General features: G+C 61.6%; 19 protein-coding genes. 12 read left to right on the forward strand and 7 right to left on the reverse strand.

What is annotated here, in order from left to right:
• Positions 1–3: 3 nt before the first annotated feature.
• Both glmS and MWU54_RS02025 read left to right on the forward strand, forming a co-directional pair.
• Positions 4–1,821 (forward strand): glutamine--fructose-6-phosphate transaminase (isomerizing), encoded by a 1,818-nt coding sequence (gene glmS, locus MWU54_RS02020; protein WP_247080427.1) that lies wholly within the window; start codon positions 4–6, stop codon positions 1,819–1,821.
• Between the two features lie 22 nt (positions 1,822–1,843).
• Entirely contained in the window at positions 1,844–2,527 is a 684-nt protein-coding gene (locus tag MWU54_RS02025) for a DNA alkylation repair protein (protein ID WP_247080429.1), read from the forward strand.
• On the opposite strand, the gene MWU54_RS02030 is transcribed toward MWU54_RS02025, so the two are convergent.
• Positions 2,516–2,986 carry a hypothetical protein gene (locus MWU54_RS02030; RefSeq protein ID WP_348647589.1) on the reverse strand — a complete coding sequence of 157 codons (471 nt, stop codon included), beginning with the start codon at positions 2,984–2,986 and terminating at the stop codon, positions 2,516–2,518. The two genes, MWU54_RS02025 and MWU54_RS02030, sit on opposite strands and share 12 nt — an antisense overlap.
• A 101-nt stretch (positions 2,987–3,087) precedes the next feature.
• Here MWU54_RS02030 and moaA point away from each other — a divergent pair, with 101 nt between their 5' ends.
• Positions 3,088–4,092, forward strand: a complete 1,005-nt coding sequence (gene moaA / locus MWU54_RS02035) for a GTP 3',8-cyclase MoaA (RefSeq protein ID WP_247080430.1) — start codon at positions 3,088–3,090, stop codon at positions 4,090–4,092.
• 185 nt (positions 4,093–4,277) lie between these two features.
• Here moaA and MWU54_RS02040 read toward each other — a convergent pair whose 3' ends face one another.
• Entirely contained in the window at positions 4,278–5,333 is a 1,056-nt protein-coding gene (locus MWU54_RS02040; protein ID WP_247081022.1) for an anhydro-N-acetylmuramic acid kinase, read from the reverse strand.
• A 95-nt stretch (positions 5,334–5,428) separates the two neighbouring features.
• Between MWU54_RS02040 and tyrS the strand changes: the two genes are divergently transcribed.
• Both tyrS and MWU54_RS02050 read left to right on the forward strand, forming a co-directional pair.
• Positions 5,429–6,718, forward strand: coding sequence for a tyrosine--tRNA ligase (gene tyrS, locus MWU54_RS02045; RefSeq protein ID WP_247080431.1), 1,290 nt, complete (start codon positions 5,429–5,431; stop codon positions 6,716–6,718).
• Positions 6,719–6,795: 77 nt separating this feature from the next.
• Positions 6,796–7,668, forward strand: coding sequence for a GNAT family N-acetyltransferase (locus MWU54_RS02050; protein ID WP_247080432.1), 873 nt, complete (start codon positions 6,796–6,798; stop codon positions 7,666–7,668).
• On the opposite strand, the gene MWU54_RS02055 is transcribed toward MWU54_RS02050, so the two are convergent.
• From MWU54_RS02055 to MWU54_RS02065, 3 genes are all read right to left on the reverse strand, one after another.
• Positions 7,626–8,591 carry a DUF3179 domain-containing protein gene (locus tag MWU54_RS02055; protein WP_247080433.1) on the reverse strand — a complete coding sequence of 322 codons (966 nt, stop codon included), beginning with the start codon at positions 8,589–8,591 and terminating at the stop codon, positions 7,626–7,628. The genes MWU54_RS02050 and MWU54_RS02055 overlap by 43 nt on opposite strands.
• A 234-nt stretch (positions 8,592–8,825) precedes the next feature.
• Positions 8,826–9,374, reverse strand: coding sequence for a peptidylprolyl isomerase (locus MWU54_RS02060; RefSeq protein ID WP_247080434.1), 549 nt, complete (start codon positions 9,372–9,374; stop codon positions 8,826–8,828).
• Positions 9,367–9,873: a peptidylprolyl isomerase gene (locus MWU54_RS02065; RefSeq protein ID WP_247080435.1), complete on the reverse strand. Its 507-nt coding sequence runs from the start codon at positions 9,871–9,873 to the stop codon at positions 9,367–9,369. Before MWU54_RS02065 ends, MWU54_RS02060 begins: the two co-directional genes overlap by 8 nt.
• A 127-nt stretch (positions 9,874–10,000) precedes the next feature.
• Between MWU54_RS02065 and MWU54_RS02070 the strand changes: the two genes are divergently transcribed.
• Together MWU54_RS02070 and MWU54_RS02075 are read left to right on the forward strand one after the other, a co-directional pair.
• Positions 10,001–11,176, forward strand: a complete 1,176-nt coding sequence (locus MWU54_RS02070) for a phosphoglycerate kinase (protein WP_247080436.1) — start codon at positions 10,001–10,003, stop codon at positions 11,174–11,176.
• 150 nt (positions 11,177–11,326) lie between these two features.
• Positions 11,327–11,629 carry a septum formation initiator family protein gene (locus MWU54_RS02075; RefSeq protein ID WP_247080437.1) on the forward strand — a complete coding sequence of 101 codons (303 nt, stop codon included), beginning with the start codon at positions 11,327–11,329 and terminating at the stop codon, positions 11,627–11,629.
• Positions 11,630–11,864: 235 nt separating this feature from the next.
• On the opposite strand, the gene MWU54_RS02080 is transcribed toward MWU54_RS02075, so the two are convergent.
• Positions 11,865–13,631: a type I secretion protein gene (locus MWU54_RS02080; protein ID WP_247080438.1), complete on the reverse strand. Its 1,767-nt coding sequence runs from the start codon at positions 13,629–13,631 to the stop codon at positions 11,865–11,867.
• A 284-nt stretch (positions 13,632–13,915) separates the two neighbouring features.
• Here MWU54_RS02080 and pdhA point away from each other — a divergent pair, with 284 nt between their 5' ends.
• Genes pdhA through MWU54_RS02105 form a run of 5 tightly spaced genes read left to right on the forward strand, consistent with a single transcriptional unit; the run spans position 13,916 to position 18,239 of the window.
• Positions 13,916–14,929 carry a pyruvate dehydrogenase (acetyl-transferring) E1 component subunit alpha gene (pdhA, locus tag MWU54_RS02085; RefSeq protein WP_247080439.1) on the forward strand — a complete coding sequence of 338 codons (1,014 nt, stop codon included), beginning with the start codon at positions 13,916–13,918 and terminating at the stop codon, positions 14,927–14,929.
• A complete protein-coding gene (locus MWU54_RS02090; protein ID WP_247080440.1) occupies positions 14,929–15,318 on the forward strand; it encodes a VOC family protein in 390 nt (129 codons plus the stop codon). Before pdhA ends, MWU54_RS02090 begins: the two co-directional genes overlap by 1 nt.
• Positions 15,319–15,320: 2 nt before the next feature.
• A complete protein-coding gene (locus MWU54_RS02095; RefSeq protein WP_247080441.1) occupies positions 15,321–16,703 on the forward strand; it encodes a pyruvate dehydrogenase complex E1 component subunit beta in 1,383 nt (460 codons plus the stop codon).
• Positions 16,700–16,957 (forward strand): hypothetical protein, encoded by a 258-nt coding sequence (locus MWU54_RS02100; protein ID WP_247080442.1) that lies wholly within the window; start codon positions 16,700–16,702, stop codon positions 16,955–16,957. The genes MWU54_RS02095 and MWU54_RS02100 overlap by 4 nt, the downstream gene beginning before the upstream one ends.
• A 1-nt stretch (position 16,958) precedes the next feature.
• Complete coding sequence (locus MWU54_RS02105) at positions 16,959–18,239, forward strand: pyruvate dehydrogenase complex dihydrolipoamide acetyltransferase (protein WP_247080444.1); 1,281 nt, start codon at positions 16,959–16,961, stop codon at positions 18,237–18,239.
• Between the two features lie 121 nt (positions 18,240–18,360).
• On the opposite strand, the gene cysE is transcribed toward MWU54_RS02105, so the two are convergent.
• On the reverse strand, positions 18,361–19,170 hold the full coding sequence (cysE, locus tag MWU54_RS02110) for a serine O-acetyltransferase (RefSeq protein WP_247080446.1): 810 nt from the start codon (positions 19,168–19,170) through the stop codon (positions 18,361–18,363).
• Positions 19,171–19,239: the final 69 nt, after the last annotated feature.

Consider the following 19,239-nt stretch of genomic DNA (forward strand, 5'->3'; position numbering starts at 1 on the left):
TTTATGTGCGGAATTGTCGGCGTTCTGGGACAACACGAAGCCGCCCCGCTTTTGGTCGAAGCGCTCAAGCGGCTTGAATATCGCGGATACGACAGCGCCGGGATTGCCACAATCAACAAAGGAACACTCGACCGCCGCCGCGCCGTGGGCAAGCTGGTCAACCTGTCGGATATGCTGGTGCACAACCCATTGCCCGGCAAATCCGGCATCGGCCACACCCGTTGGGCCACCCATGGCGCACCAAACGCCACCAACGCCCACCCGCATCAATCCGGGCCGGTCGCCGTGGTGCACAACGGGATCATCGAAAACTTCAAGGAATTGCGCGTTGAACTGGCCGATCACCAGATCACCCCGGAAACCGACACCGACACCGAAACCATCGCCCTGCTGACGCATCACTTCATGCAGCAGGGCCTCAGCCATGTCGAAGCCGCCCGCAAATGCCTGTCCCGTCTGGAAGGCGCGTTTGCTCTGGCCTTCCTGTTTGACGGCGAAGACGACCTGATCGTCGCCGCGCGCAAGGGCAGCCCGCTGGCCATCGGCCATGGCGACGAGGAAATGTTTGTCGGCTCCGACGCCATTGCGCTGGCCCCGCTGACCGACCGGATCACCTATCTCGAAGAAGGCGATTGCGCGATCCTCACACGGCATACCCTTGATATCTTTGATGAAAGCGGCGCAAATGTGATCCGCGAATTGCGTCAGATCAGCATGGATGCCGCCCGCGTCGACAAGGGCGGGTACAAGCATTTCATGGCCAAGGAAATCGCCGAGCAACCCACTGTTCTGGCCGACGCATTGCGCGCCTATCTGGATGGCGACACGATCGTTCTGCCCGACACCCTTCCGGATTTCTCCAAGATCGACCGCCTGACCATGGTGGCCTGCGGCACTGCGTTCTACGCCTGTCTGACGGCGAAATACTGGTTCGAACAACTGGCGCAGCTTCCCGTCGAAGTCGATATCGCTTCTGAGTTCCGCTATCGCGAACCGCCCATCACCAGCGGCACCGTGGCGCTGTTCGTCTCGCAATCCGGCGAAACAGCCGACACGCTGGCCGCCCTGCGCTATTGCAAAGGCAAGGCTGAAAAAATCCTGTCCGTGGTCAATGTCGACGAAAGCTCCATCGCCCGCGAAAGCGATGTTGCCCTGCCGATCCATGCCGGTGTCGAAGTTGGCGTGGCCTCCACCAAAGCCTTCACCTGCCAGTTGAACGCCCTGCTCCTGCTGGCACTCAAGGCCGCCCACCAGCGCGGCAAGATGAGTGATGAAAAGCTCTCTGAAACACTGACCAACCTGCGCGCATTGCCGGGCCTGTTCAACGCAACGCTCGACCGCGACCCCACATTGGCCAAAGCCGCGCAAAAGATCGCCGAAGCCCGGGACGTTCTGTTTCTGGGGCGTGGGCTGATGTATCCACTTGCACTAGAAGGCGCATTGAAGCTGAAAGAAATCAGCTATATACATGCCGAGGCTTATGCTTCAGGTGAACTTAAGCACGGCCCAATCGCCCTGATCGACAAAGCCGTGCCAGTGGTCGTCATGGCGCCGCGCGACACGCTCTTCGACAAGACCGTCTCGAACATGCACGAGGTGATGGCCCGGGGCGGCAAGGTCTGCCTCATCACCGACGCCTCCGGGGCAGAAGCCGCCGGGTCAGACGTCTGGCGCACCATTGTTCTGCCCGAAGTGGACCCGATCCTGTCGCCGCTGCTTTACGCCCTGCCCGCGCAATTGCTGGCCTACCATGCCGCCATCGCCAAAGGCACCGATGTCGACCAGCCCCGCAACTTGGCGAAATCGGTGACCGTGGAATGACGCAGCACGCAGCAGCACCAACATGACCCTGGACGACGCCCTTGCTGCGCTGAAAGCCAAGGCTCAACCCGGTCGCGCGGAGCAAATGGCGGCCTATCACAAGGCCCCGCGCACCTATCTGGGCGTCGCCAATCCGGACACCGACATTCTGGTCCGGGCCTGGCGCAAAGACCTCGACCTTCCGACGCGCCTGACGCTGGCAGGCGATTTGTGGCAAACGGATATCTTCGAAGCCCGTGTTGCGGCGGCAAAATTGCTGACCCAAGCCCGGATCAAACCAACGGACGACGCGGCGTGGACCTTGATCCAATCCTGGGTGCCGGAGTTTGACAGTTGGGCCATCGCCGATCACGCCTGCATGGCCGGACAACGCCGACTTACCGCCGACCCCACCCGCCTTGAAACGATCGAAACCTGGACCAACAGCGATCACATATGGACGCGCCGCGCCGCTTTGGTGATCACCCTGCCCTGGACCAAGCAAAACCACCCGTCAGAGGCGGAACAGGCCGCCCGCGACCGGATTCTGGGATGGGCCGCAGGCTATGTCTCCGACCCGGAGTGGTTCATTCAGAAAGCCGTCGCCTGGTGGCTCCGCGATCTGTCCCGCCACGATCCGGACCGCACCCGCGCCTTTCTTGCCGCGCATGGTGACCGGATGAAACCTTTTGCCCGCAAAGAGGCCGCGCGCCTGTTACCCGCCTGAAAACACCTGCACCTCGACCAACCCGGTCAGTGGCACACCAACAAGACGCATGGCGGGCAAGGACATGCGGCTCCCGGCGGTGGCGGGTCCGTCAATCGGAATCAACTCGACCTGCGAGGACTGCCCGGTTGCCGGGTAGAGCACGCGGCCCTGTCCCGGCGCCGAAACCAACGGCGTTTCGATCCAGAACCCCGGACGCGCCGGATCCCCCAGCGACACGATGGTTGTGCCCAAAGACCGCTCCCCGCCCACATCCACCGATGCCGCTGCCGCACGCTCTTCTTCCGTCGTCGTGTCGAACTCTTCCACGGTCCGTGCCGTGGGCGGCGGTGTGCGCACCGTCACATCCAGCGCATCGGGCCGCGCCTGCGGGCGCATCTGGCCGTCTGACAGGCCCTCCGGCGACGGGCGCTCCAGCGAAAACTGGCCGCACCCGGCCAACAGCGCGAAAACACTCAAAATTCCTGCTTTTCTAATCACTTGCGCCTCCGACCTTTGTCCTGCCGTGGATTGCTGTCACATACTTGCCCACCTCTTGCTGAAAGGCTAGGGTCATCAGCATGACACCGCTTATTGACCCGTTCCAGCGCGCGATCAATTACCTTCGCGTCTCCGTCACGGACCGCTGCGATTTTCGCTGCGTGTACTGCATGTCCGAGAACATGACCTTCCTGCCCAAGAAGGAATTGCTGACGCTCGAAGAACTGGATCGCATGTGCTCCACCTTCATTGGCATGGGGGTCGAAAAGCTGCGCATCACCGGCGGCGAACCCCTTGTGCGGCGCGACATCATGACCTTCTTCCGCGCCATGACGCGCCATCTTGAGGCCGGCACGCTCAAGGAACTGACCCTGACGACAAACGGCTCACAACTGGAACGCTTTGCCGACGCGCTTTATGACGCCGGTGTGCGCCGGGTGAATATCTCGCTCGACACGCTGGACGAACAGAAATTCGCCGACATCACCCGCTGGGGCCGCCTGCCACAGGTGCTCAAGGGGATCGACGCCGCCCAGAACGCCGGGCTGCGGGTCAAGATCAACGCGGTTGCGCTCAAGGGCTTTAACGAAGATGAACTGTTCACCATGACAGACTGGTGCGCCAGCCGCGATATGGACCTGACCTTCATCGAAGTGATGCCCATGGGCGATATCGGCAACGAAGACCGTCTGGGCCAATACTGGAAACTCAGCGAATTGCGCGACGAGTTGCGCAAGCAATTCACCCTGACCGATCTGCCCGAACGCACCGGCGGTCCCGCGCGCTACGTCCGGATCGAGGAAACCGGCCAGAAAATCGGCTTCATCACGCCGCTGACCCACAATTTCTGCGAAAGCTGCAACCGCGTGCGCCTGACCTGCACCGGAGAACTGTTCATGTGCCTTGGACAGGAAGACAACGCCGATTTACGCAGCGCCTTGCGCAACCACCCCGACAGCAATGCGCCGCTTGAACAGGCCATTCGGGATGCGATCCTGCGCAAACCCAAAGGGCACGACTTTGACTATTCCCGACAAACCGTCGATGGCCGCGTATCGCGCCACATGAGCCATACCGGCGGCTGAACCGTCCGCACAGCGAGGGGCCAGCCCCTCGCGCTCCCCGAGGTATTTCCAAACCGAAGAAGCAGCAGGACACGCCCTGATCTTCTCTGTTTCACAAATACCTTGGGGTTTGGGGCAACGCCCCAACTCGCGGGATGACCCGCAGGGTCAGCGCGCCAGAGCAGCGCGCCGCAGGCGCACATTCTTCAGACCCGTGTGATCTGTCCACCGCCCACCGGGGCACGCACCCCGGTTGTGCCGGGGGCCGAGGTCGGCAGGCCGCGCATCACGCGCACCGCCAGATAGGCAAACGCCTGCGCCTCCAGCATATCGCCATCCAGCCCCACCTCTTCCACCGGCGCAACCGGGCAATCCAGCGCGGTTTGCAGCATCGCCATCATCACCGGGTTGCGCCGCCCGCCGCCGGTCACCAGCACGCGCTCCGGCGGGCTGGGACAATGCTCCATCCCCTGCATCACCGCCGCCGCCGCCATTGCGGTCATGGTGGCTGCGGCATCGGCATCGTCCAATTCGCGCACCAGGTCCAGCATCAGTGAAAAATCGTTCCGATCCAGAGACTTCGGTGGCATCTTTCGGAAATACCCTTCCTCTAGAAACAGCTCCAGCGCCCCGTCAACCACCTGCCCCTGACCGGCCAGCGCGCCATCGGCATCAAAATCGAGACCGCGCCGCTGCATCATCAGATCATTGATCGGCGCATTCGCCGGCCCGGTGTCAAAGGCCAGCAAAGCCCCCGGTGCATCAGGCGCGTCGGAGGTCGGATCAACCCAGGTCAGATTGCCCACCCCGCCAAGGTTCAGAAACGCAACCGACCGCTGCGCGCCGATCCACTTGGCACAGGCCCAATGGAAAAACGGTGCAAGCGGCGCGCCCTCGCCCCCAAGCTCCACATCCGACGACCGGAAATCCCACACCACAGAACAGTTCAAAGCTGCGGCCAAAGCCATGCCGTCGCCAACCTGTAGCGTGCCACGCCCGCGCGGCTCATGCGCCAGCGTCTGGCCGTGAAACCCGATCAGCGCCGCGTCGTCAAATCCCTGCAAAGCGGCGATATGGGCGTCGGTCACGACCTGCGCCGCCGCTTCTACGGCGTCGCCAGACCACTGGCCCAAACCCGCGCGCAAACACGCCTGCTCTGCGGTGCTGTAGGCCCGGTACGCCGTGGGTCCAAAGCCGGAAATCGTCACCCCGTCGGTCCGCAACATGGCCGCGTCCACCCCGTCCAAAGACGTGCCCGACATCGCCCCCAATGCCCAGATTGGTTCTGCCAACTTGCCCTTCACCTTTTGCCCCGCCCTGCGTATAGCTGCCGGACCAAACTTTAAGAGGCATTCCCATGACCTACCATCCCAAATCGGATTTCATGCGCGTCATGATCGAGCGCGGCTTTCTGGCTGATTGCACCGATTATCAGGGCCTTGACGAGGCGCTGACCAAAGGGGTGGTCCCGGGCTATATCGGCTTTGATGCGACGGCCAAGTCGTTGCATGTGGGCAGCCTGATCCAGATCATGATGCTGCGCTGGTTGCAGAAAACCGGGCACAAACCGATCACCCTGATGGGTGGCGGCACCACCAAGGTGGGCGACCCAAGCTTTCGCGCAGACGAACGCCCGTTGCTGACGCCGGAACAGATCGACGACAACATCAGCGGCATCCAGCAGGTCTTTGCCAAGTACATCTCCTATGATGCTGGTTCGCCTGTGCCCTCAAGCAGCGAAGCGGTCGGGCAAGACAATGTCGCGTTGATGCTGAACAACGCCGAATGGCTCGACGGTCTGAACTATCTCGACTTCCTGCGCGATATCGGGCGGCACTTCAGCGTCAACCGCATGCTGTCGTTTGAATCCGTGAAATCCCGGCTGGACCGCGAACAAAGCCTGAGCTTTCTTGAATTCAACTACATGATCCTGCAAGCCTATGATTTCCTTGAATTGAACCGCCGCTACGGCTGCCTTGTTCAGTTCGGCGGCTCGGACCAATGGGGCAATATCGTCAACGGGATCGACCTGACCCGCCGCGTGCTGGATCACGAGATCTACGGCCTGACCTCGCCGTTGCTGACCACCAGCGACGGCAAGAAAATGGGCAAGACCGCCGATGGCGCGATCTGGCTCAATGCCGATATGCGCAGCCCCTATGAATTCTGGCAATTCTGGCGCAACACCACCGACGCGGATGTGGGCCGGTTCCTCAAGCTCTACACCGAGCTGCCGCTGGACGAATGCGACCGCCTTGGCGCGCTGGCCGGGTCCGAGATCAACGACGCCAAGATCGTTCTGGCCAACGCCGTCACCACGCTGTGCCACGGAGCCGAGGCCGCAAAAACCGCCGAAGCAACCGCACGCGAAGTGTTCGAAAAAGGCGGGGTTGGCGATGATCTGCCCACGGTCTCGCTCAGCGCTCAGGATATCGGAGACGGCATTTCCGTGGTTCAGCTGATTGTCAAAACCGGCCTTGCGAAATCGGGCAAGGAGGCCAAGCGCCTGATCGCGGAAAACGGTGCGAAACTGGACGACGCGCCCTTGACCGATGCGGGGTTGATCATCGACAGCGCAACACTTGCCACGCCGATCAAGCTCAGCGCTGGCAAAAAACGCCACGCGCTGGTCAAACTGGCGGGATAACGCCGCGCATCCGGTCTTTTGCGAGATCGGATGCGGCTCTTTACCCGGTGGTAAGGCCCATCTGACACGGTGCGGCAATGCTGCCCTGCCCGCTCCAGCAATCCGACGCCTTCGCGCGCACCCTGACCGCCCTTGGGACACAGGTGTCGTGGCTGACGACTACACCTGACACGCGGTGTCTTGTGCAAACCCGGCACATCCGCTGGATCGGCCCTGTCCACCTGATCTCGCGCGGGCCGGTGGCCAGGCCGGGTTTTGACACGGCGGCGGCGCTTGACCGTTTCGACATGCCCGGGCCTCTGGTGGTCAATGCCGACCAACCTGCAGACCACCTGCCGGGCTTCCTGCGCCTGGCCAAATCCAAAAGGGTCGCACTTCTGCCCCTTGGAACACCTGCAAAAATGCGGTCCGCCCTGCATGGAAAATGGCGCAATGCCCTGCGGCGCGCGGAACGGGCCGGCGTGACCACGGACATCCACACATTCGACCCGCAACAACATATGTGGATCATCACCGCCGATCTGGAACAGCAGGCCCAACGCGGGTATCGCGGCTGGCCGACGCAGTTTCTCAGCACATTTGCGGATCAAAACCCCGGCGCGGCGCAGGTGGTCACCGCCCGCTTGGAGGGTCAACCAATCGCGGCAATGATCCTGCTCTGCCACGCGCCCTGGGCCACCTACCATATCGGCACCACCACAACGGCGGGCCGCGCCACCTCGGCACATGCGCTCACGCTCTGGCGCGCGATGACCTGGCTATCGGCCCAAGGCTACAACACGCTCGATCTTGGCACCTTGAACGGCCCGCCAGGTCTGACCCGGTTCAAACTGCGCAGCGGGGCACAGCCACAGGCCTTAGGCGGCACATGGCTGCGTCTGCCCGGACCCATGCGAACCCTGTCGCGCTACTGGCCCAGCATCCAATCCCCGTCCGGCCAGAACGCGTGATAGGCAAAGGCAAACATCACGTCATGCGGCACATCCCGGCCCTGCGCGTCACGCACCCGGATCGACCCCACATCGCGCCCCGCACCAATCCGCGCCGTATCCAGCGCAGAGGCCTGACCGGCCCGCCAGGAAATGACCACCCCGGCCTCCGCAATCTCTCCGGCTGTGCGCAAGCGCTCCATCGGCCACGCCCGGTCACCGACCCGCACCACCCGCGCCAGCGCATCAATCCCATGCGGCGGCATTTCGCCAGAGTACAGGAACGGCTTGGTTGACGTGTCATAGCCGCGATACGGGTTGCGGCCATAGTCCCGCTTGTACCCCGGTTCGGCCATCACAACGCCCTCCGGATTGCGCGTCGAAAACTCCGCCCAGCTTTCCATCCAGCTTGGCACACTTACCAATTCCGTGCCCGTATAGGTGCCGACAATGCCGGTCCCCACCGCCTGTTGCCACCAGCTTTCGGTCTGCCGGTCATACATGACCATATCCGAATGGCGCAGCTTGCCCGACACGCCAAAGCTCAACACCTGCCCCGCTACGCGCCGATCAAAGGTCAGCGCCGAATTGCACAATGGACAAAAGGTCACCGCAACCGGAACCCCCGCCACCGTATCGTTCACAATTTCATGCCAGGTCAGATACCGGATCGGATAGGCCCGCGCCTCATCCCCCAATTCCAGCGTGATCACAGGTTCGGTTGGCGCGATCCGGGTCTCGTCCACAACCGGAATAAAATCCGGGCCGTCAATGGCCGGGATCCCGTCCTTCGGCGGACCACCCGACAGAATCTCGACCCAGTTCTCCACCGACGTGGTCTCGAAATCCGTGTTGGGCCACTCGTGCTGCCAGAACTCCGGGCTGGCCACAGCCGCGCCCCCCAGAAACGACGACACCACCGCCGCCCATATCACCTGTCGCATCAGACCCTCCCGGCATTGCGCCAAGACAGTCTGCGTCAAAGCGCCCACGGCTGCATAGCCCCGCACACGCAGCTGTGACCGCGTGACAGGGATTTCTTCTTTTTGAAAATATGCCAATCGACCGTGGAAAACCGGGACTCGCCGGGGTGACTGCGGACCCGTGCCAGGCTGTGCCAATCGCTGGCATCGCCAGCTAAAACAGGGCGTGGCCTGCACAGGCCACGCTCAATTTCGTTATTCGATGACGGTCACATCCGCCATGACATCGGGCTGGCCGATCACCGCGCCATTGCGGCCTTCACCGCGTTTGATCGCATCCACGACGTCCATGCCTTCGGTCACCTGCCCCACAACGGTATATTGACCGTTCAGGAAATACCCCTTCTGGAACATGATGAAGAACTGCGAATTGGCCGAATTCGGGTCTTGCGACCGCGCCATGCCAACCACACCGCGGTCAAACGGCAGGTCCGAAAACTCCGCAGGCAGATCCGGGCGATCCGACGCGCCGCGTCCGGCCATACCCATGTCACCGCCGTCAAGCTTGCCGAACTCCACATCGCCGGTTTGCGCCATGAAACCGTCAATCACGCGATGAAACACCACACCGTCATAGGCCCCATCTTCGGCCAGCGCGGTGATCTGGGCCACGTGCTGGGGGGCCACGTCTTCGAACAGGTCGATGGTGACAACACCCGACGCTTCACCGGCAATATCGATCTGCAGCCCGGTCGCCCAGACCGGCGACGCAAGCAGTGCAAAAGCGGCGGCAAGCTTATGCATCGGCGGCCACCTTGACCGAAATCATCCGGTCCGGCGCCGCAGGCGGCTCGCCCCGTGTGATCGCATCGACATGTTCCATGCCCGACACAACGCGGCCATAGACCGTGTACTGACCATTCAGGAAATGGTTGTCGGTGAAGTTGATAAAGAACTGCGAATTGGCCGAATTGGGGTTCTGCGACCGCGCCGCGCCCAGGGTGCCCCGGTCATGCGGCAGCTTTGAAAACTCTGCAGGCAGATCCGGAAGCGCGGATCCCCCCGTGCCCGCACGGCGCAGATCGAAGCCGTCTTCCATATCGCCATGCTCGACATCGCCGGTTTGCGCCATAAAGCCGTCAATCACCCGGTGGAAACACACATTGTCATAGGCCCCGGCCCGCGCCAGTTCCTTCATGCGCTCGGCGTGCTTGGGTGCCACATCCGGCAGCAATTCGATTGTGACGGTCCCGTCTTTCAACTCGACGAGGATGGTGTTTTCGGGGTCTTTGATGTCGGCCATGCCGCGCTCCTTTACATGTCTGGTTGCGCCATGACTTAAGGCGACACACGCGGAAAGCCAAGGACCGCATTGACCTCTGCGCTTTGGCCCGCCATCACAGCGTCACATGCAAGGATTGGAGGGACCGATGGCCTGGAAAACACTCGATGACATGGATCTGGCGGGCAAGCGCGTGTTGACGCGGGTCGATATCAACGTGCCGGTCAAGGATGGACAGGTGACCGACGCCACCCGGATCACCCGGATCGTGCCCACCATCACCGACATTCTGGCCAAGGGCGGCACGCCAATCCTGCTTGCGCATTTTGGCCGTCCGAAAGGACAACCCAACCCGGAGATGAGCCTGCGCATCACCCTGCCTGCGCTGGAAGACGCGTTGGGCCGCGCCGTGACCTTTGTGGAACGCCCCTCGCGCGAAGACATCGACGCGCTGCCGATGGATGCGGTCGTGCTGGTGGAAAACACCCGGTTTTCCCCGATGGAAGAGGCCAACGACCCCAAGATGGCGCAGTTTCTGGCGACCCTCGGTGATGTCTTTTGCAATGACGCGTTCTCTGCCGCGCACCGCGCGCATGCCTCGACAACGGGCGTGGCGCACCTGCTGCCGTCCTGTGCCGGACGTCTGATGGAAGCGGAACTGCGCGCCCTGGAAAGCGCCTTGGGTCAGCCGAAACGCCCCGTGGTCGCGGTTGTGGGCGGGGCCAAGGTGTCCACCAAGCTGGACCTGCTGTCCAACCTGATCGAAAAGGTCGACATGCTTGTGATCGGCGGCGGCATGGCCAACACCTTTCTCGCAGCCCAGGGCGTCAACGTCGGCACGTCGCTGTGCGAACACGATCTGGCCGACACGGCGCGCGAGATCGCGGCCAAGGCCGCAGACGCCGGATGCGATATCCTGCTTCCCCGCGATGTGGTTGTCGCAAACGAGTTCAAGGCAGGAGCGGCATCGCAAACCGTGATGACGGAAAACTGTCCCGACGACGCGATGATCCTGGATGCCGGACCTGAAAGCGTTGCACATATCTGTGCCGCCTTTGACCGGGCCGAAACGCTGATCTGGAACGGACCTTTGGGGGCGTTCGAAATCCCGCCCTTTGATGCAGCGACAAATGCGGCGGCGGCCCACGCGGCCAAGCTGAGCCGCGCCGGATCTCTGATTTCGGTGGCGGGCGGTGGCGACACCGTGGCGGCACTGAACAAGGCCGGGGCTGCGGACAGCTTCACCTATATCTCGACCGCTGGCGGCGCGTTTCTGGAATGGATGGAAGGCAAGGATTTGCCGGGCGTGGCCGCGTTGGGCTGATCCGCGCCTGAGCGACAGAGTCCGGAAAGCCACACCTGGCAACGAACCGGCAAGAAATGACCGGAATCGGCAAAAGGGGAATTCCATCGCGGATTTCCCTGTGCCACCTTCGCACCATGCGTTCGCAAAGAAACGCGACCGAGGCAATTGATGACACAAAACCGCACCCGCCCGGCCCTTGGGGGCCTTGTTTTCTTCGCAGGCTCGTTCTGCGTCGGGGCGTATTTTGTGTTTGCCGCGGTGCAGGGCGATTACGGCGTGTTCCGCCGCGCCGAGATCGTGGTGGAAACCCGCGCGCTTGAGGCGGAACTCAAGGACCTGCAGATCGAAGTCGCGCGGATGGAAAACCTCACCCGGCGGTTGTCTGACACCTATCTTGATCTTGACCTGCTCGACGAACGCACGCGGGACATGCTGGGCATGGTGCGCACCGACGAAATCGTCGTGCGTTAATTCTTAACAAGAATTAACGGTTACCCATGGGTAACCCCGCTTTTGACCAACCTTCAGCTGATCCCAATCGTCCGTCCGGCGCGGCGCGACCAGCCCACGGCCGCACCCGACCCTCACAGGGCGCATGGCAAAGCGACAAAATGACAAACTATTTCAATGATTTGCGCCATAAAGCACCCCTCGGCGCGTTACCTGTTCGTCAGGAAAAACAGCATTCGTAGCCCGCAGACCGAGTCTACATGAACAACGCCATCAGCCCCAGCAGCGGAATCGCAGCCATCAGATCCGCAAGCCCGCCCATGCCGTCATCGTCGCTGTCCTCTCCACCCTCCTCCGCCGCCGCGGCCTCTTCTGCCGCCAGATAGGTCGCGTCGGCCTCGCTAAACGGCACGGTTGGGAACAGCTGATCAAGATCGGTTGACGCGTCGCTGTCTGCGCCGTCTTCGACAAAGGGATCAATCATCGGCTCTGGCAGCGCGTCTGGCGCTTCTTCGGAAATCACCGCCTGAAAGTCGCGGGACGGCACGAAATCAAACATCCGCACCTGCATGATTTCGCCTTCGTTCATGTCGACCGATAGGTTCGTGCCGGCCATCACCGACGCAGGGTCGATTTCATCGACCATCGCGTCCGAGCTGCTGGACCCTGCCGCATCGCCTTCGGCCACGCCCAGCACCGAGATTTCAACCCGGCCCGCATCCGACACGAGCCCAGAGAAATCCACCGTGGTTGTGGCCCCCGTGTCACCGGTGGCGGCGACGTAGAACAGCAATTCGTTTGGTTCCCAGAACCCGTGGACCGAGACGCCATCTTCCTCCACCTCGGTGTCGGCGCCGCGTTCCGGTGTCAGATCAATCGCCGTTTTGCCGGGCAACGCGTCCTGCATCATTGCAAACATCGCGCCGCCGGGGGACAGATCGGCTTGGCCGTCATCGACGCTCAGCGTGTTGGGGGTGTTCTGGATCAGCGGCCAGACATGGGCCTGTTCCACGTCGAAGCGCAGAAACTCTTCCATGACGTTGATCATTTCCTGCGACTGGTGCAGGCCGTAATCACTGTCACGGTCCAGCGACCCGGTGTTGCCCGCGGTGTTCCATTCGGTGACCGCGATCCGCGCGTCCGGGATGTCTTCACCCCAGGTTTCATCGGTGCTGTTGAGGAAAAAACTGCGCTGGCCTTCGTTCACCTGACCGCGGGAATAGACATGCACCGCCACCTGATCGACCGCGAGTTGTTCGGCCTGCGTGTCAAACTCGGACAGGATCATTTCATTGGCGACATGGGTCCAGTTGACCTGGCCGGAGCTGAACAGGCTGTCTTCGCCCAGATTGAGGCCATAGCTGTCGTTCAGATCGGCAAGGATCGCAGCGCTCGACATGTCGTCACTGTACTCTTCGGACATCCGCGCAAAGTTGAAGTTGGTTCCCGACTGGACAACGATATCGGCATCGGCGTTCTGCAGGTCGAGTTCGTCATTTATGATCACGGCCATTTCGCTGGCCAGACGACCATATTCGATCGAGGACATCTGGCCGCTGCCCCAGTATTCATTGCCCAGTTCGAACGCCTCAACCTCGGCCGACCCGTATACGCCATTGACCGTGTCACGCACGAACCCGCGCAGCGCGTCTTCGTCGATGTTGGCGAAGCGGTCGCCATTGGCGTCGACCGAGTCTGTCAGAAGGTTGTGCGTCGGGATTACGATGGTGACGGACAGGCCCTCCTCTGCCGCGTAGGCCATCGCTTCGTTCAGCGGGATGAAATCCCGCATGTCGCCGGTGTCGCGATCCGACACCACGGTTGCATTGGGATTGGTGATGTCAAAGTAGCGTTCGGTCAGCGATCCACCGGGATAGCGGAACGACCCGACACCCAGATCTTCGATCACGCGGTCGTAATCGCCGCCCTGCGCAAGCGTTGACCGCGTGGCCAGCACATTGGCCCCGAACAGCCCCTGAGTGGCTTGTGATCCCATAAATCCATAGGCGGCGATTTCTGGCATAAATGTGGTCCCGTGCAGCGAACGAGCCTTAATCTCTCCTTATTTGCGCCATGAAGTCTGTAGATTTGCTTAATTACGCCCAAATTAGGCCATAATTGTCCGCGGGCGAAAAACAGTCCCGGTACGGGGGCTGCCATTGTTTTGCCACAACTGCCCCGGCGTCATTCGACCGGCGCGAATCAGCCGATGGCCAAGTGCGATCCGGTCTTGCTTTTCGTCGGAGGATGATCGTAGGCTTTGAAAAAAGGTTTAACACTAAACCAGTTTCCAGGGGGGAGGCACGCATGGCGGCACGCAAAACGACGTCCAAGGCGGCAAAGCAACCAAACGTATCTGCCGAAGAGCTGACGGCCTATTACAAGGACATGTTGTTGATCCGCCGGTTCGAGGAAAAGGCAGGGCAGCTTTACGGAATGGGCCTCATTGGCGGGTTTTGCCACCTCTATATAGGACAAGAGGCCGTTGTTGTCGGATTGGAGGCGGCCGCCCGCGACGGTGACAAGCGCATCACCTCGTATCGCGATCACGGGCATATGCTGGCCTGTGGCATGGACCCGAATGGCGTCATGGCCGAACTGACGGGCCGCGAAGGCGGGTATTCCAAGGGCAAGGGCGGCTCCATGCACATGTTCTCGAAAGAGAAGGACTTTTATGGCGGGCACGGCATCGTGGCCGCGCAGGTGCCGCTGGGGGCCGGGCTGGCCTTTGCCGACAAGTACAGGGGCAACGACAACGTCACCTTTACCTATTTTGGCGATGGCGCGGCCAACCAGGGTCAGGTCTACGAGACCTTCAACATGGCCGCCCTGTGGCAATTGCCGGTGATATTTGTCATTGAAAACAACCAGTACGCCATGGGCACCGCGATGCAGCGGTCCACATCGACGCCGGATCTGCACACCCGCGGGGCGGCCTTTGGCATTCCCGGTGAGGCCGTGGACGGCATGGATGTGCTTGCGGTCAAGGCCGCAGGCGACAAGGCGGTAGCGCATTGCCGCTCTGGCAAGGGGCCGTACATCCTTGAGGTCAAGACCTACCGCTACCGGGGCCATTCCATGTCGGACCCGGCCAAGTACCGCACCCGCGAAGAGGTCCAGAAGATGCGCGAAGAACGCGATGCCATCGACCACGTGCGCGACATGCTTTTGCAGGGCAATCATGCCAGCGAAGACGACCTCAAGGCGATCGACAAGGAGATCAAGTCGGTGGTGAACGCGAGCGCCGATTTCGCCCGCGAAAGCCCGGAACCCGCGCTGGACGAATTGTGGACGGATATCTACGCAGAGGAGGCCGTGTGATGCCGCATTTCGAAATTCATGCCAGCGACGTGTCCGCTGCCAAAGCCTTCTATAACGGCCTGTTCGGATGGGGTTTCATACCGATGGAAGGCGCGGAGGACGTGGAGTATCATCTGATCGAGGGCGATCAGATCGGGACAGACAAACCGCTGAGCGGTGGGATTATGGCGCGCATCGGGGACGCACCCCAGCCCGGATCCCCCATCCGGGGCGGAACCATGACATTCGATGTTGCCGATTGCGACGAACTCTACGCCTGGGCGCTTGCCAATGGCGGCAGTGAAGCGTTGCCGCCCATGGATTACGATGGGGTGGGCCGCAGTGCCTGTGTGGAAGACGGACAAGGCAACGTGGTGTGCTTCCTGACACCTGCCGTAGGAGGGATCTGACCATGGCGACAGAAGTTCTCATGCCCGCGCTTTCGCCCACGATGGAAGAAGGCACACTGTCCAAGTGGCTGGTCAAGGAAGGCGACACCGTCACTGCCGGTGACATCATGGCCGAGATCGAAACCGACAAGGCGACGATGGAGTTCGAGGCAGTGGATGAAGGGATTGTCGGCAAGATCCTTGTGGCCGAAGGCACCGAGGGTGTCCGGGTGAACACGCCCATCGCGGTTCTGGTCGAAGACGGCGAAAGCGTGGAGGATGCCGCCCCCACCGCCCCGGCGCAACAGCTGGCCCCGGCGGACAAGGCGCAAAGTTCCGAAGATCAGCCCGCCGCTGGTATGGCGCATCCCGACCCGGTCGAGATCGTGTCCAAGGCCGAAGCGCCGTGGCCCGAGGGCACCAAGACAAAACAGCAAACCGTGCGCGAAGCGCTGCGCGATGCCATGGCCGAGGAAATGCGCCGCGATGAGGACGTGTTCCTGATGGGCGAGGAGGTCGGCGAATACCAGGGCGCCTACAAGATCAGCCAGGGATTGCTGGACGAATTCGGCGCGCGCCGGGTGATGGACACACCGATCACCGAACACGGGTTCACGGGTATCGCGGTTGGTGCGGCCTTTGGTGGATTGCGCCCCATTGTGGAGTTCATGACGTTCAACTTCGCCATGCAAGCCATTGATCAGATTATCAACTCTGCCGCCAAGACGCTTTATATGTCGGGCGGACAGATGGGTGCACCGATGGTATTCCGAGGCCCGAACGGCGCGGCCGCGCGGGTTGCCGCGCAGCACTCTCAGGATTACGCAGCGTGGTATGCGCATATTCCCGGCCTCAAGGTGGTGATGCCTTATTCCGCGTCAGATGCCAAAGGCCTGCTGAAAACCGCGATCCGGGATCCCAACCCGATCATCTTTCTTGAGAACGAGATCCTCTACGGCAAAACCTTCGAGGTGCCCGAGATCGAGGATTATACTGTGCCGTTCGGCAAGGCGCGCATCTGGCGCGAAGGGTCGGATGTCACAATCGTCAGCTTTGGCATCGGCATGACCTATGCGCTGGACGCCGCCGAAAAGCTGGCCGCAGAGGGGATCGAGGCCGAGGTGATTGACCTGCGCACCCTGCGCCCGCTGGATTATGACACGGTTCTGGCCTCTGTGCAGAAAACCAACCGCTGCATCACGGTCGAGGAAGGCTGGCCCGTGGGGGCCATTGGCAACCACCTGTCTTCGGTCATCATGGAGCGTGCGTTCGACTATCTGGATGCGCCGGTGCTGAACCTGACGGGCAAGGATGTACCGATGCCCTATGCCGCGAACCTTGAGAAACACGCGCTGGTCACCACGGCCGAGGTTGTCGAGGCGGCAAAGAAGGTTTGCTACCGATGACCGAGAAACTGATCGTGAAATCCCGCAACGTCGCGCTTGAGGCCTACCGGGTCGAGAGCGCCAAAGGGGCAGCCTACGTGCCGGAATGCCTGATGGACCGTCTGCGCACAGAGGCGCGCCCGTCCCATCAAAGCGCCTATGAATGGATCGGTGCGCATCAGCGCGATATTTCCAGGGCCATCGCGGCGCTGGCGGACGGACGCACCCCGCGCGCGCCCTATGATCTCGTCACATTGATTGAAGAGGCGACCTGACATGCCCATCAACATTCTGATGCCCGCCCTGAGCCCGACCATGGAAGACGGCACATTGGCGAAATGGATGGTCAATGAGGGCGACACCGTGTCCTCGGGCGACATCCTGGCCGAGATCGAAACCGACAAGGCGACGATGGAGTTCGAAGCGGTCGACGAAGGTGTGATCGGCAAGATCCTCGTGGCCGAAGGCACCGAAGCTGTGAAGGTCAACGATCCCATTGCGATTTTGCTGGAAGACGGCGAAAGCACCGATGATATCGGCAGCGCCCCTGAGGCCACCCCGGAGGCGGTGGCCGAACCCGAAGCCGCATCCCCTGCCCCGGAACCTGCCGCCCCTGCCCCGGTCGCCAAATCCGGGGATCGTATCTTTGCCTCCCCTCTGGCCCGACGGATCGCAGCGGAGAAAGGGCTTGACCTGTCACAGATCACCGGCTCGGGCCCGCGTGGCCGCATTGTCAAAGCCGATGTGGAAAATGCCTCGCCACAGGCCGCCGCCCCGACCGAGGCAGCCCGCCCGGCGGTTCCTGCGGCAGCCCCCGCCCCGGCGCAGACCGATCCGAATGTGATCGCCCGTATGTACGAGGGCCGCGCCTATACCGAGGTGCCGCTGGACGGCATGCGCAAGACGATTGCCGCGCGGCTGACAGAGGCCAAACAGACCATCCCGCATTTCTACCTGCGCCGATCCGTGCAGATCGACGATCTGCTCGCCTTCCGGTCGCAGCTTAACAAACAGCTTGAAGCGCGCGGTGTGAAGCTCAGCGTCAATGATTTCATCATCAAGGCCTGTGCCAACGCGCTGCAACAGGTGCCCACCGCAAACGCCGTCTGGGCCGGCGACCGCATCCTGCAACTCGAACCCTCGGATGTGGCGGTGGCCGTGGCCATCGAAGGCGGGCTCTTTACGCCGGTTCTGAAGGATGCCCACCAGAAGTCGCTGTCAACGCTGTCCGCCGAAATGAAAGACCTTGCGGCGCGCGCGCGTGACCGCAAACTCGCCCCGCATGAATACCAGGGCGGCAGCTTTGCGATCTCCAATCTTGGCATGTTCGGGATCGAAAACTTCGACGCGGTGATCAACCCACCCCATGGCGCAATCCTGGCCGTCGGCGCAGGCGCGAAAAAACCGGTGGTCGGACCGGACGGAGACATCACCGTGGCCACGATGATGTCGATGACCTTGTCCGTGGACCACCGCGTCATAGACGGAGCGCTGGGGGCCGAGGTGTTGCAGGCCATCGTCGACGGGTTGGAAAACCCGATGGCCTTACTGGCCTGAGCATCTTCTTTTTCCAAATATGCAAAAAGGGCGGTGCATCGCATCGCCCCAACCGCATCGCCGCCAAAGGCGGCGACTGCTTTTAGAGCGCGGCACATCTGTGCCGCACCTTTTAAAAACCTCAGTCGCCAGAATGCAGAATCTGGTCCATGCTGATCGACGGCTGCTCACAGCCTGCCTCTCCGACAATGCGCGCAGGCACACCTGCCACGGTCTTGCAGGGCGGCACCTCTGACAGAACCACCGACCCCGCCGCGACGCGCGAACAGTTGCCAACCCGGATATTGCCCAGCACCTTGGCGCCTGCCCCGATCAGAACACCATCGCCGATCTTGGGATGCCGGTCCTCTTCTTCCTTGCCGGTCCCACCCAGCGTCACCGAATGCAGCATCGACACGTTGTCACCGACAACCGCGGTTTCCCCGATCACGATGGAATGCGCATGGTCGATCATGATGCCTTTGCCAATCTTCGCCGCCGGGTGAATATCGACCCCAAACGCTTCCGAACAGCGCATCTGCACGAAATAGGACAGGTCGTGCCGCCCCTGTCGCCACAGCCAGTTGCCCAACCGGTAACACTGGATGGCCTGAAATCCCTTGAAGAACAGCAAGGGTTGCAGGAACCGGTGACAGGCCGGATCGCGTTCATAGACGGCCATGATGTCAGCCCGCGCGGCCATCGCAAGGTTGGGATCGGCGTCAAACGCCTCGTCGCAAATCTCGCGCAGGATCTGCTCTGTCATTTCGCCATTCGCCAGCTTGAGCGAAATGCGATAGCTCAGCGCGCGTTCAAGACTGGCGTGATGCAGGATTGAATAATGCACCATGCCGCCCAGAAGCGGCTCTTTGGCCACCGCCTCGTCGGCTTCTTTCACAATCCGCGCCCAAACCGGGTCTACCGACGCAAGCTTTGCTCGGGTTTCTGCCATGCCGTCTCTCCTTTGACGCATTGGTTATACCAAATAGGGTACAAAGGGAAAAACGCAAAGATGTGATGC

Source organism: Marivita sp. S6314 (assembly GCF_023015985.1).
In the GTDB taxonomy this organism is placed as follows: Bacteria; Pseudomonadota; Alphaproteobacteria; order Rhodobacterales; family Rhodobacteraceae; genus Marivita.

Coding starts and splice junctions, on each gene's coding strand:
- glmS (WP_247080427.1), top strand. CDS start 4: ATGTGCGGAATTGTCGGCGTTCTGGGACAACACGAAGCCGCCCCGCTT.
- MWU54_RS02025 (WP_247080429.1), top strand. CDS start 1,844: ATGACCCTGGACGACGCCCTTGCTGCGCTGAAAGCCAAGGCTCAACCC.
- moaA (WP_247080430.1), top strand. CDS start 3,088: ATGACACCGCTTATTGACCCGTTCCAGCGCGCGATCAATTACCTTCGC.
- MWU54_RS02040 (WP_247081022.1), bottom strand. CDS start 5,333: ATGTCGGGCACGTCTTTGGACGGGGTGGACGCGGCCATGTTGCGGACC.
- tyrS (WP_247080431.1), top strand. CDS start 5,429: ATGACCTACCATCCCAAATCGGATTTCATGCGCGTCATGATCGAGCGC.
- MWU54_RS02050 (WP_247080432.1), top strand. CDS start 6,796: ATGCTGCCCTGCCCGCTCCAGCAATCCGACGCCTTCGCGCGCACCCTG.
- MWU54_RS02055 (WP_247080433.1), bottom strand. CDS start 8,591: ATGCGACAGGTGATATGGGCGGCGGTGGTGTCGTCGTTTCTGGGGGGC.
- MWU54_RS02060 (WP_247080434.1), bottom strand. CDS start 9,374: ATGCATAAGCTTGCCGCCGCTTTTGCACTGCTTGCGTCGCCGGTCTGG.
- MWU54_RS02065 (WP_247080435.1), bottom strand. CDS start 9,873: ATGGCCGACATCAAAGACCCCGAAAACACCATCCTCGTCGAGTTGAAA.
- MWU54_RS02070 (WP_247080436.1), top strand. CDS start 10,001: ATGGCCTGGAAAACACTCGATGACATGGATCTGGCGGGCAAGCGCGTG.
- MWU54_RS02075 (WP_247080437.1), top strand. CDS start 11,327: ATGACACAAAACCGCACCCGCCCGGCCCTTGGGGGCCTTGTTTTCTTC.
- MWU54_RS02080 (WP_247080438.1), bottom strand. CDS start 13,631: ATGCCAGAAATCGCCGCCTATGGATTTATGGGATCACAAGCCACTCAG.
- pdhA (WP_247080439.1), top strand. CDS start 13,916: ATGGCGGCACGCAAAACGACGTCCAAGGCGGCAAAGCAACCAAACGTA.
- MWU54_RS02090 (WP_247080440.1), top strand. CDS start 14,929: ATGCCGCATTTCGAAATTCATGCCAGCGACGTGTCCGCTGCCAAAGCC.
- MWU54_RS02095 (WP_247080441.1), top strand. CDS start 15,321: ATGGCGACAGAAGTTCTCATGCCCGCGCTTTCGCCCACGATGGAAGAA.
- MWU54_RS02100 (WP_247080442.1), top strand. CDS start 16,700: ATGACCGAGAAACTGATCGTGAAATCCCGCAACGTCGCGCTTGAGGCC.
- MWU54_RS02105 (WP_247080444.1), top strand. CDS start 16,959: ATGCCCATCAACATTCTGATGCCCGCCCTGAGCCCGACCATGGAAGAC.
- cysE (WP_247080446.1), bottom strand. CDS start 19,170: ATGGCAGAAACCCGAGCAAAGCTTGCGTCGGTAGACCCGGTTTGGGCG.